At 44.8% G+C, this 12,310-nt stretch carries 9 protein-coding genes; 7 read left to right on the top strand and 2 right to left on the bottom strand.

What is annotated here, in order from left to right; all coding sequences use genetic code 11:
• Positions 1-87: 87 nt before the first annotated feature.
• The 3 genes from der to IRQ95_RS16395 all read left to right on the top strand — a co-directional run bounded on the left by der (position 88) and on the right by IRQ95_RS16395 (position 3,084).
• Complete coding sequence (der, locus tag IRQ95_RS16405; RefSeq protein ID WP_194437930.1) at positions 88-1,575, top strand: ribosome biogenesis GTPase Der; 1,488 nt, start codon at positions 88-90, stop codon at positions 1,573-1,575.
• A gap of 79 nt (positions 1,576-1,654) precedes the next feature.
• Positions 1,655-2,539 carry an alanyl-tRNA editing protein gene (locus tag IRQ95_RS16400; RefSeq protein WP_194437929.1) on the top strand — a complete coding sequence of 295 codons (885 nt, stop codon included), beginning with the start codon at positions 1,655-1,657 and terminating at the stop codon, positions 2,537-2,539.
• Between the two features lie 317 nt (positions 2,540-2,856).
• Positions 2,857-3,084, top strand: coding sequence for a zinc ribbon domain-containing protein (locus tag IRQ95_RS16395; protein WP_194437928.1), 228 nt, complete (start codon positions 2,857-2,859; stop codon positions 3,082-3,084).
• On the opposite strand, the gene xseA is transcribed toward IRQ95_RS16395, so the two are convergent.
• The gene (xseA, locus tag IRQ95_RS16390) at positions 3,081-4,412 is read right to left on the bottom strand and encodes an exodeoxyribonuclease VII large subunit (protein ID WP_194437927.1); all 1,332 of its coding nucleotides are present in this window, start codon (positions 4,410-4,412) and stop codon (positions 3,081-3,083) included. The genes IRQ95_RS16395 and xseA overlap by 4 nt on opposite strands.
• Positions 4,413-4,642: 230 nt before the next feature.
• On the opposite strand from xseA, the gene guaB reads away from it, so the two are divergent.
• From guaB to IRQ95_RS16375, 3 genes are all read left to right on the top strand, one after another.
• Positions 4,643-6,106 carry an IMP dehydrogenase gene (gene guaB, locus IRQ95_RS16385; protein ID WP_194437926.1) on the top strand — a complete coding sequence of 488 codons (1,464 nt, stop codon included), beginning with the start codon at positions 4,643-4,645 and terminating at the stop codon, positions 6,104-6,106.
• Between the two features lie 211 nt (positions 6,107-6,317).
• Positions 6,318-7,871 carry a glutamine-hydrolyzing GMP synthase gene (gene guaA, locus IRQ95_RS16380; RefSeq protein ID WP_194437925.1) on the top strand — a complete coding sequence of 518 codons (1,554 nt, stop codon included), beginning with the start codon at positions 6,318-6,320 and terminating at the stop codon, positions 7,869-7,871.
• 370 nt (positions 7,872-8,241) lie between these two features.
• On the top strand, positions 8,242-8,838 hold the full coding sequence (locus IRQ95_RS16375; protein ID WP_194437924.1) for an acetate uptake transporter: 597 nt from the start codon (positions 8,242-8,244) through the stop codon (positions 8,836-8,838).
• 145 nt (positions 8,839-8,983) lie between these two features.
• Here the strand turns inward: IRQ95_RS16375 and IRQ95_RS16370 are convergent, their stop codons facing one another.
• Positions 8,984-10,534, bottom strand: coding sequence for an alanine/glycine:cation symporter family protein (locus tag IRQ95_RS16370; protein ID WP_194437923.1), 1,551 nt, complete (start codon positions 10,532-10,534; stop codon positions 8,984-8,986).
• Between the two features lie 502 nt (positions 10,535-11,036).
• On the opposite strand from IRQ95_RS16370, the gene IRQ95_RS16365 reads away from it, so the two are divergent.
• Complete coding sequence (locus IRQ95_RS16365) at positions 11,037-12,305, top strand: O-acetylhomoserine aminocarboxypropyltransferase/cysteine synthase family protein (protein ID WP_123783155.1); 1,269 nt, start codon at positions 11,037-11,039, stop codon at positions 12,303-12,305.
• Positions 12,306-12,310: the final 5 nt, after the last annotated feature.

Below are 12,310 nucleotides of genomic sequence, written 5' to 3'. Positions count from 1 at the left end.
TGTTGCTATAGGTAACAATTTGGCGGGATGCAATCTTGTCAGTCGTTACCTATAACTACATAAGAATAGAATATTGTAGAGGTTGTTATGGTTCCTGTTGTTGCTCTTGTAGGGCGTCCGAACGTAGGTAAGTCTACGTTGTTTAACCGCTTAACTCGTACGCGTGATGCGCTAGTGGCGGACTTCCCTGGCTTAACTCGTGACCGTAAATATGGCCAAGCGAAGCTTGGTGAGCATGAATTTATTGTGATCGATACCGGCGGTATCGATGGCACTGAAGAAGGCGTAGAAACTAAAATGGCTCAGCAGTCGCTAGCGGCGATTGACGAAGCTGATGTAGTGCTATTTATGGTAGATGGCCGTGCAGGTCTAACTGCTGCGGATGAAGCTATCGCACAGCACCTACGCAAACTTGAAAAGCCAGCGATGCTGGTTGTAAACAAAATCGATGGTATCGACGCAGATGCAGCGAGTGCTGAGTTCTGGCAATTAGGTATGGAAGATATGTACCAAATTGCGGCGGCTCACGGTCGTGGTGTTGCGGCGCTTATCGATCTTGCGCTAAACCCATTTGCAGAAAAATTTGCTGAAGAGACTCAAGGTGAGATCACCGATCTAACTGACTTTGAAGACGAAGAGCAAGAGCAATTGGACTACAGCGAAGAAGAAGCAGAAGCTGAATTCAAACGCTTGCAAGATCAGCCAATTAAATTGGCGATTATCGGTCGTCCTAACGTAGGTAAATCAACCCTAACTAACCGTATTCTAGGTGAAGAACGTGTGGTTGTTTACGATATGCCAGGAACCACGCGTGACTCTATCTACATTCCGATGGAGCGTGATGGTCGTGAGTACGTACTGATTGATACTGCGGGTGTACGTCGTCGTACGCGTATTAACGAAACAGTTGAGAAATTCTCAGTCGTTAAAACGCTAAAAGCGGTTGAAGATGCCAACGTGGTACTTTTGATCATCGATGCACGTGAAAACATTTCAGATCAAGATCTAAGTCTACTTGGCTTTGCACTAAACGCAGGTCGTTCGATTGTGCTTGCTGTGAACAAGTGGGATGGTCTGGATAACGATGTAAAAGAATCCGTGAAGAAAGAACTAGACCGTCGTCTAGGCTTTGTAGACTTCGCACGTATTCACTTTATCTCAGCGCTGCACGGTACAGGTGTTGGTCACCTATTTGAATCAGTACAAGAAGCATACAAGTCAGCAACGACACGTGTAGGTACTTCAGTTCTGACTCGTATCATGAAGATGGCAACAGATGATCACCAGCCACCTATGGTTCGTGGTCGCCGCGTGAAACTAAAATACGCACACGCGGGTGGTTACAACCCACCAATTATCGTTATCCACGGTAACCAAGTACGCGAACTACCAGATTCATACAAGCGCTTCTTGATGAACTATTACCGTAAGTCGCTAGAGATCATGGGTACCCCAATTCGTATCCAGTTCCAAAACAGTGAAAACCCATTTGAAGGTAAGACTACCAAAATGACACTGTCTCAAGAGCGTAATCGTAAACGCCTAATGAGCATGGTTAAAAACCGTAAAAAGTAACGACTAACGATTTACTTGAAAAGCGCCTACAATGTAGGCGCTTTTTTTATCTCTACAGAATAACGAAATCGAAATTACAATGAATGTAACGCCAACTATTATCCAGTTCTGCCATCAAACTTGGCAACTTACCGCGCAAATCCAATTTGCCCAAATTACGGATGATGTCATTTATATCGTCACCGATAAAACGCCGTTTCATCCAGTTAGCCATATTTGGCCTGATCACCCAGCGGATAGAGGCACGCTAGCATTGAATGGTACCGAATACCCGTTAGTCGATTGTTTAGTGGGGGCAGTAGAACTTGCGAGTAATACTCTCTACGTTGATAAAGCCATTCCTGTAAAACGTGATGAGGCAGGCTGGGCATTTGTAGTGGTTCACGTGGTAGAAAATACAAATGCAGTATTTTCTACTGGAGATAGTCTGGCTTTAACGGTTGATAAGGCGTATCAACAAGCATTAAGTCGAGGCCACAGTGCAGGTCATCTTGCCTTTTTGGCTCTAAACAAAGTGCTAACCGAACAAGGTTACTGGCGTAAAGACGCCGATCGCAAAGATACGCTCGGCAGTTATGACTTTAATAACTACGCGCAAGAGACCAGCTTTGTATCCGCTGACAAATGTTTAGATAGTTACCGTTTAGGTAAAACCCTACGTAAACGCGGCCTTAATAGTTCGGATGTTTCCGAGCAACTTAAATCGATAGAAGATCATGTAAATCAGATGGTTAGTGGTTGGTTGTCGAAGGGAAGCGAGGTGGTTATGCACTGTGATGGTGAAGCTTTAACCGACTCACGCTACTGGCGTTGTGATTTAGGTAACGGCAACCTTGCCGAGATTCCTTGCGGCGGTACCCATGTTCACAGCTTAAAAGAATACGCGAGTATTAGAGTGAACCTGCGCGAAACGAGTCCAAATTACATTGAAATGCAGACCGATGTAATTGCAGCAACAGTATAATGCGATCTTTTTATTAAATTCTTTAAATGTGGCTTTATAATTCATATTTAAGATTTTAATATCGATTAAAATCCAAAAACAGGATATGTAACTTATGCTTTCGGTATGTGGTTATATAAATATTCTTTTTGGGGTAGATCGCTGATCAAAATGGATTTAGCAGATGATCTTATGAAGATCATCTTGACAGATAGAGTGCTTTTTAGTCAATTAATCGATGCTCGCAATGTGACGGCTATGTTGACGTGACAAAGATCATAGAGCGATGTGCGACATGCCGTCACAATAGGATCCAGTGGAACCATGAGGGAAAAATAATGTGTGAGAATGTGTGCCCGCAATGCCAGCAAGAACTTGATTGGCAAGGGTACTACCACTGTAACAACTGTACAGAGTCATTTCTAAAGGTCGGTTATTGCCCTGATTGTCAGGCACAACTGGAAAAGTTGCAGGCATGCGGTGCCGCGAACTACTTTTGCAATAGCTGCAATGAGCTTAAATCGAAGTCGCGAGTACGGTTCGAGTTTGAGAAAAAAGTAGATTAATTGACGGTTGAACGTAGTTTGCCATCAGCTAAACGGGTGATCAGTGTATCGCCCGTTTTTACATCTTGCGCTGAGTGAACCACATCGCCGTGTTCTGTTTGGGTGATCGAGTAACCGCGCTTAAGTGTTGCCAGTGGGCTTACCGTATCGAGTTTTTCAGCCGCTAGCGCAAGTTGATGACGAGATTTGAGTAACTTTCTGTCCATTGCATCTAAAAGCTTTTGTTCAACGCGAGCGAGTGCTGCCTGTTGTGCACTAAGACGTTTAGCGGGCGAGTGCAGCTGAATACGGTGTAGCTGGCGCTCGATTTTCTGTTGATACTGAGCAATAAATCGCTGCATCGCACGTTGAAGACGACCGTCCAGTTCATCAAGCTGTTGGCTTTGACGCTGCAACTGCTGCTTTGGATGTTGTCTATCTAAGCGGTGCTCTAGTTGACGCAAGCTCTGTTTCTGCTCGGCAAAGTAGTATCGCATCGCGGCAAAAAGTTTCTGCTCACGAGTCGCTAAACCTTGTGCTTTGTGGCTGTTATCTCGGCTAACGAGTTCAGCTGCGGCAGAAGGTGTTGGTGCACGCATGTCCGCAACAAAGTCAGCGATGGTGACATCAACTTCATGACCTACCGCACTGATGATCGGAATTTGGCTGGCCGCAATGGTGCGCGCCAATATTTCATTGTTGAAACACCACAGATCTTCCAATGAGCCGCCGCCACGACCGACAATCAATACATCACATTCATTGCGGCTATTAGCGCAACCAATCGCTTGAGCAATTTGAATCGCCGCTTCTTCACCTTGCACCATGGTTGGATAAATGATGATAGGTAATGAAGGGTCACGACGTTTTAATACATCAAGAATATCAAACAGTGCAGCGCCGGTTTTTGAGGTAACAATACCCACGCATTTAGGATGTTCTGGTAAAGGCTGTTTACTGGTTTGAGCAAATAGACCTTCCGCTGCCAGCTTCATTTTGAGTTCTTCAAATTGCTGTTGCAGACGACCATCACCTTCAGGCTGCATACTTTCGATGATCAATTGATAGTCACCACGTGGCTCATAGAGAGACAGACGGGCTTTAACTAAGACTTGATTGCCATTGGTTGGCTTGAAAGAGACATGTCGATTGTTACCACGGAACATGGCACATTTGACTTGGGCGCGAGCATCTTTAAGGGTGAAGTACCAGTGACCAGAGACTGGTGCGGAGAAGTTAGATATCTCACCAACTAACCAAACGATCCCCATTTCATTCTCAAGCAAAAGGCGCACTTCTGCGTTAAGTCTCGATACGGTAAAGATATTTTGATTGGTCAGAGATGACACAGCTAATCTCGTAGGCGTGAGTATGGAAATTAGCGGCAATATAATACATAGCAAGGGGGTAAATGCAAGAAAAAAATTAAATAAATTTGTGGTCAAGCGACAATCTTCACCGTATAATCCCTCCGCAATATCTAATCCAAATGCAGCAAAGTTTCCTTACTTTCTGTACTCATTATGCGAAACGATGAGATTGGATTTTCTTTCTACCTATCTATTGTGAGATATTGCAAATGCTAAGAATTGCCAAAGAAGCGCTGACATTCGATGACGTACTACTCGTGCCAGCTCACTCCACTGTTCTCCCAAACACAGCTGATCTTCGCACTCAGTTAACTAAGAACATCACCCTAAACATCCCAATGATTTCGGCGTCTATGGACACCGTTACTGAAGCTCGTCTAGCAATCGCGCTAGCGCAAGAGGGTGGCATTGGCTTTATCCACAAAAACATGTCAATTGAGCAGCAAGCTGCTGAGGTTCGTGCGGTTAAGAAGTACGAATCAGGTGTGGTTACCGATCCGGTCACAGTAAGTCCAGATGCAACGATTGCAGACGTAGTTGCGTTAACTGAGAAGCACGGTTTTGCAGGCTTCCCTGTCGTAACTGAAAGCAACGAACTAGTGGGTATCATCACTGGTCGTGACGTTCGCTTTGTAACAGACCTTTCTAAGAAAGTATCAGTAGTAATGACACCTAAAGAGCGCCTTGCAGCGGTTAAAGAAGGTGCAGAGCGTGCTGAAGTTCAAGAGAAAATGCATGAAGCGCGTGTTGAAAAAGTATTGGTAGTGAACGATGAGTTCCAGCTAACCGGTATGATCACCGCAAAAGACTTCCATAAAGCAGAAACCAAACCAAACGCATGTAAAGATGCGCAAGGTCGCCTACGTGTCGGCGCAGCAGTTGGTGCTGGTGCTGGTAACGAAGAGCGTGTTCAAGCGCTAGTTGATGCTGGTGTTGACGTACTACTTATTGACTCTTCACATGGTCACTCTGAAGGTGTTCTAAACCGTATTCGCGAAACTCGCGCTGCGCATCCAAATCTAGACATCATTGGTGGTAACGTAGCAACAGGTGCTGGCGCTCGTGCATTGATCGAAGCTGGCGTAAGCGCAGTTAAAGTGGGTATCGGCCCTGGCTCTATCTGTACGACTCGTATCGTAACTGGTGTTGGCGTTCCTCAAGTAACGGCTATCGCAGATGCAGCAGAAGTAGCAAACGAATTCGGTATCCCAGTTATCGCTGACGGCGGTATCCGTTTCTCTGGCGACATCTGTAAAGCAATCGTAGCGGGTGCATCATGTGTGATGGTTGGCTCTATGTTTGCAGGTACTGAAGAAGCTCCAGGTGAAGTGATTCTTTACAATGGTCGTTCTTACAAAGCATACCGTGGCATGGGTTCACTAGGTGCAATGTCGCAAGGTTCTTCTGACCGTTACTTCCAGTCTGACAACGCAGCAGACAAGCTAGTACCAGAAGGTATTGAAGGTCGTATCGCATACAAAGGTCTACTTAAAGAGATCGTTCACCAACAAATGGGTGGTCTACGTTCAAGCATGGGTCTTACTGGCTCAGCAACGATCGAAGACATGCGTACTAAAGCGGAATTCGTTCGCATCTCAGGTGCGGGCATGGCTGAATCGCACGTACACGACGTTCAAATTACTAAGGAAGCACCAAACTACCGTCGCGGTTAATTTTTTACTGATTATTTCACTTAATAGCGGCATCGAAAGTGCTCATTTATGCTTATAAACGGCGCGCTTTCTCTTTGCTCTTAGCTGAAATACTGAAGTAAAAATAAAATCTATATATCTGACGTAAACGTTTGCTTTTTTCCTTGAAGCATTGATAAGAGGCGGGTAAACTCGCCTCGTTTTCATAACCTAGCTTATAAGACTGCTCAAAATGACTAAAAATATCCATGACCAACGTATTCTGATCCTGGACTTCGGTTCTCAATACACTCAGCTTGTTGCACGCCGTGTTCGTGAAATCGGTGTTTACTGTGAACTATGGAGCTGGGATGTAGAAGAAGCGGATATTCGTGAATTCAACCCAGATGGCATCATCCTATCTGGTGGTCCTGAAAGCGTAACAGAAGAAAACTCTCCACGCGCTCCACAATACGTATTTGACTCTGGCGTGCCAGTACTAGGTGTATGTTACGGCATGCAGACTATGGCGGAGCAACTAGGTGGTAAGGTAGCGGGTTCTACTGAACGTGAATTCGGCTACGCACAAGTTAAAGTTTCTGGTGAATCTGCAATCTTTAAAGATCTTGAGCTTACTCAAGACGTATGGATGAGCCACGGCGACAAAGTAGTAGAAATCCCTGCAGACTTCGTAAAAGTTGGCGAAACGGACACTTGTCCTTACGCTGCGATGGCGAACGAAGAGAAGAAATACTACGGCGTACAATTTCACCCAGAAGTAACGCACACCAAAGGCGGCCTGCAAATGCTAGAGAACTTTGTTCTTGGCGTATGTAGTTGTGAGCGTCTGTGGACTTCTGAATCTATCATTGAAGATGCAGTTGCACGTATCAAAGAGCAAGTAGGTGACGACGAAGTTATCCTTGGTCTATCTGGTGGTGTTGACTCTTCAGTAGTAGCGATGCTGGTTCACCGTGCAATCGGCGACAAACTAACATGTGTATTCGTTGATAACGGCCTACTTCGTCTAAACGAAGGTCAGCAAGTAATGGATATGTTTGGCGATAAGTTTGGCCTAAACATCATTAAAGTTGATGCCGAAGAGCGTTTCCTAGAAGCCCTAAAAGGCAAATCGGATCCAGAAGAGAAACGTAAGACTATCGGTCACGTTTTCGTAGACGTATTCGATGAAGAATCTAAGAAGCTGAAAAACGCTAAATGGTTGGCGCAAGGTACTATCTACCCTGACGTAATCGAATCAGCGGCTTCTAAAACGGGTAAAGCGCACGTGATCAAATCACACCACAACGTGGGCGGCCTGCCAGAAGATATGGCGATGGGTCTTGTTGAGCCACTACGTGAGCTATTTAAAGATGAAGTACGTAAGATTGGTCTTGAGCTAGGTCTACCGTACAACATGCTATACCGCCACCCATTCCCAGGCCCTGGTCTAGGTGTACGCGTTCTTGGCGAGATCAAGAAAGAGTACTGTGACTTGCTACGTCGTGCTGACGCTATCTTTATTGAAGAGCTACACAACGCAGACCTATACAATAAAGTATCGCAAGCGTTCACCGTATTCCTACCAGTACGCTCTGTAGGTGTAATGGGCGATGGTCGTAAATACGACTGGGTAGTGTCACTACGTGCAGTAGAAACCATCGACTTTATGACTGCGCATTGGGCACACTTACCATACGACTTCCTAGGTAAGGTTTCTAACCGTATCATTAACGAAGTAGATGGCATTTCTCGCGTTGTTTACGATATCTCTGGTAAGCCACCAGCGACAATCGAATGGGAATAATATTGCCGTTATATTTGCAGTAGTAACCTTGTTGACTGCTCCAACTATTTGGTAATGAGTTTGCGTATTTGATGTAAAGATCAAAACAGTAAAACCAGCCTTCGGGCTGGTTTTTTTGTATATTTTGTTAGCAATTAGCATGAAAATTGCTGATTTTTCACTCAAATATTGGCGGGGATGATTGAAAATTTAGCGGCATTTTGTCGTGTATTTTCTGGTTTTTCGTGAAAAATGGTGGTGTTTTCATTGAAATATGATGAATTGTTTATTTGTGTAATATAAGTTTTCAGTCTATTGCTGTTGTGTTTGTTCTAAGCACATTTAAAATCTGCGCGTAATTTTTATCACATTTTTTGAAAGGTACGCCCCCATGTCTACAAAACTGGCTAACCCAGCACCATTAGGTCTGATGGGTTTCGGTATGACAACCATCCTGCTAAACATCCATAACGCAGGCTTTTTCCCAATTGACTCTATGATTCTGGCTATGGGCATCTTCTACGGTGGCCTAGGTCAAGTACTTGTAGGTATGATGTGCTTTAAGCGTGGTGACACGTTTGGTACAACAGCGTTCACATCTTACGGTCTATTCTGGCTGACATTAGTTGGTCTACTAGTAATGCCTGAAATGGGCCTAGCAGCAAGCCCACACAGCTTCATGGGTTGGTACCTAACTCTATGGGGTATCTTCACTGGCTTCATGTTCATTGGCTCACTATGCTACCCAACAGCGAAGCAAGTAGTGTTTGGTTCTCTAACCATCCTATTCTTCCTACTAGCAGCTCGCGATTTCACTGGTAGCACAGTAATCGGCACTATCGCTGGTATTGAAGGTATCTTCTGTGGCGCAAGCGCAATTTACTTTGCAATGGCTCAAGTACTAAACAACGAATTCGGTCGCGTAGTTCTACCAATCGGTGAGAAACGCATTAAGCCTATCGTTGCAGCAGAGCAAGCAACTGCGTAATTAACGCGAGTCGTTTTGAAAAGAAAGGGGCTAACCATTTGGTTAGCCCCTTTTTTAGATCTAGGCATCGAGTGATGCCATAGAGTAGTACAGCTATATACCACTGATTTTTCTTATACCATGCCCATCATATTGGGATGGTTTATTATGATGAAGTGTTATTGAGCACTTCTACGTCGACTTCTTTATCTACTGGGGCTTTTGGATCACCATGCTCTCGGCGGTAGCGATCTTCCCAGTAGTCAGCACCTTTGATCCCCAGTTTTACAGGGTTAAATGTGTACTCTGTTACACCTGCTTTTTGTTGTTCTTCGTAATCTTTTAGTGCTTTGATCGCTGGTTTTGACAAGAAGAAAATAATCAAGATACCGACAATGTTAAGCCATGCCATTAAGCCGACACCCACATCACCCATTGCCCACGCAAGGTTGGCAGTTTTGACCGTACCGTAGAAGACCGCTGAAATTAATACCAGCTTTAGAATAAACATCAGGCCGCTCACTTTGAAAGTACGGCGGATATAAGCGATGTTGGTTTCTGCAATGTAGTAGTAAGCCAAGATTGTGGTGAAGGCGAAGAAGAATAGAGCCACAGCAATAAACGGCTTACCAACGCCTGGTAAAGCGCTTTCAATCGCCATTTGAGTAAATACTGGGCCATTAGCACTGATTTCAGCGGCAACGTTTTGAATCAAGAATGCTTCACCAGCACCGTGTACGTTGTAAGCACCAGTGATTAGGATCATAAACGCAGTTGCGGAACAAACTAATAGCGTATCAATATAGATTGAGAACGACTGTACTAAGCCTTGTTGCGCAGGGTGATCAACGTTAGCGGCAGCGGCAGCGTGAGGACCTGTACCTTGGCCCGCTTCATTTGAGTAAACACCGCGTTTCACACCCCAACCAATTGCTGCACCAAAGCCAGCCATTGGCGAGAAAGCATCTTCGATAATCATGGCGAAAATGACAGGAACCGCACTGATGTTAAGTAGGATGATGACGAATGCCGTCACTATGTACGCCAGTGCCATAAATGGCACGACGATCTGTGTGAAATGAGCAATACGCTTTACACCGCCAAAAATGATGAACGCTAGAATGATAGAGATGACTGTACCAGTGAAAATTTTAGCAAAGCTAAAAGTACCGACTGCAGTTTCGATCATTTGACCGGAACCAAACGCTGCTTCGACTGCGTTCCCGATACTATTTGATTGCACGCCCGGTAGCAGCACACCACAGGCAAAGATGGTCGCGATGGCAAAGATCCACGCGTACCACTTCTGTCCCATCGCTTTTTCGATGTAGTAAGCAGGACCGCCACGGAATTGGCCATCGTCATCTTCTTTATAGATTTGAGCAAGTGTTGATTCTGCATAAGCGGTGGCAGCACCAAAGAAGGCAACCATCCACATCCAAAATACCGCTCCTGGGCCACCAAAACCGATAGCGGCAGCTACACCAGCAATGTTACCTGTACCTACGCGACCTGAAAGTGAGACGGCAAGTGCTTGGAAAGATGAAATACCTTTCTGTGAGCTTTTACCTGAAAAGAGTAGTCGCCACATTTCAAAGAAATGACGGATTTGAACAAAGCGTGTAATGACCGAATAAAACAAGCCGGCGCCCAAGCACAAGTAAATCAGCGCGGGGCTCCAAATGATTCCATTCAGAAAATCAACTAAAGACTGCATAAGCATTTTCCCTGTTAGTGATGGTTGTAATCGAGATGTTGTGTTTGTTGTAATTAGATTTGGTTTGGATGTTAACCTTTATGTAACGCCAATGTTAAATTAAAAAGTCTATATTTGTGAACTTAGTGATGAATAGCACAAAAATCTAAATGGTTAGTTCATTTAGGGGATTAATCTCCAACTTAAAGAATTATCCGTAATATTGAATTTGTTATGATTTGTTATGCAGTTATATGAATGGGTATTGGTTGCACTAAGAATTGGCAAACATATCTATTGGCGGGTAAGTAACTAGTGATAAATACTAGTTGGATTGTGAAATCTAAATGAGGCATTTTAAGGCCTCCTCATCGGCAAATCCCTACTCCTTAAAAGCGACAAGATCATGCTATTGATAAAGTTGTTTTTAACGACCGATATCAAAACTCTTTTTTTTGCTGCTTTATTCACCAGTGAGAAAGGCGCATTATCGAACTTTCACAGCAACTCTCATGGATGAATTATGAAAGACGAAACGTTAGCGATTCACTTTGGTTACGAAACCGATCCAACCACCAAATCGGTTGCAACACCGATTTACCAGACCGTGGCTTATGAGTTTGACAGCGCACAACATGGTGCGGATCTTTTTAACTTGGAAGTACCGGGTAATATCTACACACGCATTATGAACCCGACCAATGATGTCCTTGAGAAGCGCATGGCGGCGCTAGAAGGGGGGATTGCAGGTTTGGTGGTGAGTGCAGGTAGTGCGGCGATTAACTACGCGATTCTTACCTTAGCTGAGGCTGGGGACAATATCGTTTCTACACCACAGTTATATGGTGGTACTTATACTTTGTTCGCGCACATGCTGCCAAAGCAGGGTATTGAGGTTCGTTTTGCTAAAGATGATAAACCAGAGAGCTTAGCGGAACTGATTGATGAAAAAACCAAAGCGGTTTACTGCGAGAGTATCGGCAACCCTGCTGGAAACATTATTGATCTCGAGCGCGTAGCCGATCTTGCCCACGCGCAAGGTGTTCCTGTGATTGTCGATAATACCGTTGCTACGCCAGCGCTGTGCAAGCCAATCGAATTTGGTGCTGATATTGTGGTTCACTCGTTGACAAAATATGTCGGTGGGCATGGGACGACTCTTGGCGGTATTATTGTTGATTCAGGTAAATTCCCTTGGGCAGAGCACAAGGAACGTTTCCCGGTATTTAACCAACCAGAGCCTTCTTACCATGGTGTGGTGTATACCGAAGCATTTGGTCCCGCAGCCTTTATTGGTCGTGCACGTACCGTACCTCTGCGTAATACCGGCTCAGCCATGTCACCGATGAATGCCTTTATGTTGATGCAAGGTCTGGAAACATTGTCACTGCGAATGGAGCGTCATACTGAAAACGCACTAAAAGTGGCTGAGTTTTTGAAGCAGCATGAGAAAGTCAGTTGGGTGAGCTATGCTGGCTTGCCAGACTCTCCATTCTATCCGTTGGCAGAAAAGTACATGCAAGGTAAACCGTCGGCCATTTTGTCATTTGGTCTGAAAGATGGTTATCAAGCAGGGGTGCGTTTTTACGATGCGCTGCAGATATTCAAACGTTTGGTGAATATTGGCGATGCAAAATCACTGGCTTGTCACCCAGCGTCTACCACGCACCGACAACTGGATGAAGCTGAGCAGCGTCAAGCGGGAGTATCGCCTGAGATGATCCGCTTATCTGTCGGTATCGAACATATTGAAGATATTCTGCAAGATCTCGACCAAGCATTGAAGGCATAGTAAAA

It is taken from the genome of Vibrio fluminensis (assembly GCF_015278125.1).
GTDB classification, from domain to species: domain Bacteria; phylum Pseudomonadota; class Gammaproteobacteria; order Enterobacterales; family Vibrionaceae; genus Vibrio; species Vibrio fluminensis.
The sequence above is the reverse complement of the archived record's forward strand: the minus strand, read 5'-3'. Positions and strand labels throughout refer to the sequence as shown.

Coding starts and splice junctions, on each gene's coding strand:
- der (WP_194437930.1), top strand. CDS start 88: ATGGTTCCTGTTGTTGCTCTTGTAGGGCGTCCGAACGTAGGTAAGTCT.
- IRQ95_RS16400 (WP_194437929.1), top strand. CDS start 1,655: ATGAATGTAACGCCAACTATTATCCAGTTCTGCCATCAAACTTGGCAA.
- IRQ95_RS16395 (WP_194437928.1), top strand. CDS start 2,857: ATGTGTGAGAATGTGTGCCCGCAATGCCAGCAAGAACTTGATTGGCAA.
- guaB (WP_194437926.1), top strand. CDS start 4,643: ATGCTAAGAATTGCCAAAGAAGCGCTGACATTCGATGACGTACTACTC.
- guaA (WP_194437925.1), top strand. CDS start 6,318: ATGACTAAAAATATCCATGACCAACGTATTCTGATCCTGGACTTCGGT.
- IRQ95_RS16375 (WP_194437924.1), top strand. CDS start 8,242: ATGTCTACAAAACTGGCTAACCCAGCACCATTAGGTCTGATGGGTTTC.
- IRQ95_RS16370 (WP_194437923.1), bottom strand. CDS start 10,534: ATGCAGTCTTTAGTTGATTTTCTGAATGGAATCATTTGGAGCCCCGCG.
- IRQ95_RS16365 (WP_123783155.1), top strand. CDS start 11,037: ATGAAAGACGAAACGTTAGCGATTCACTTTGGTTACGAAACCGATCCA.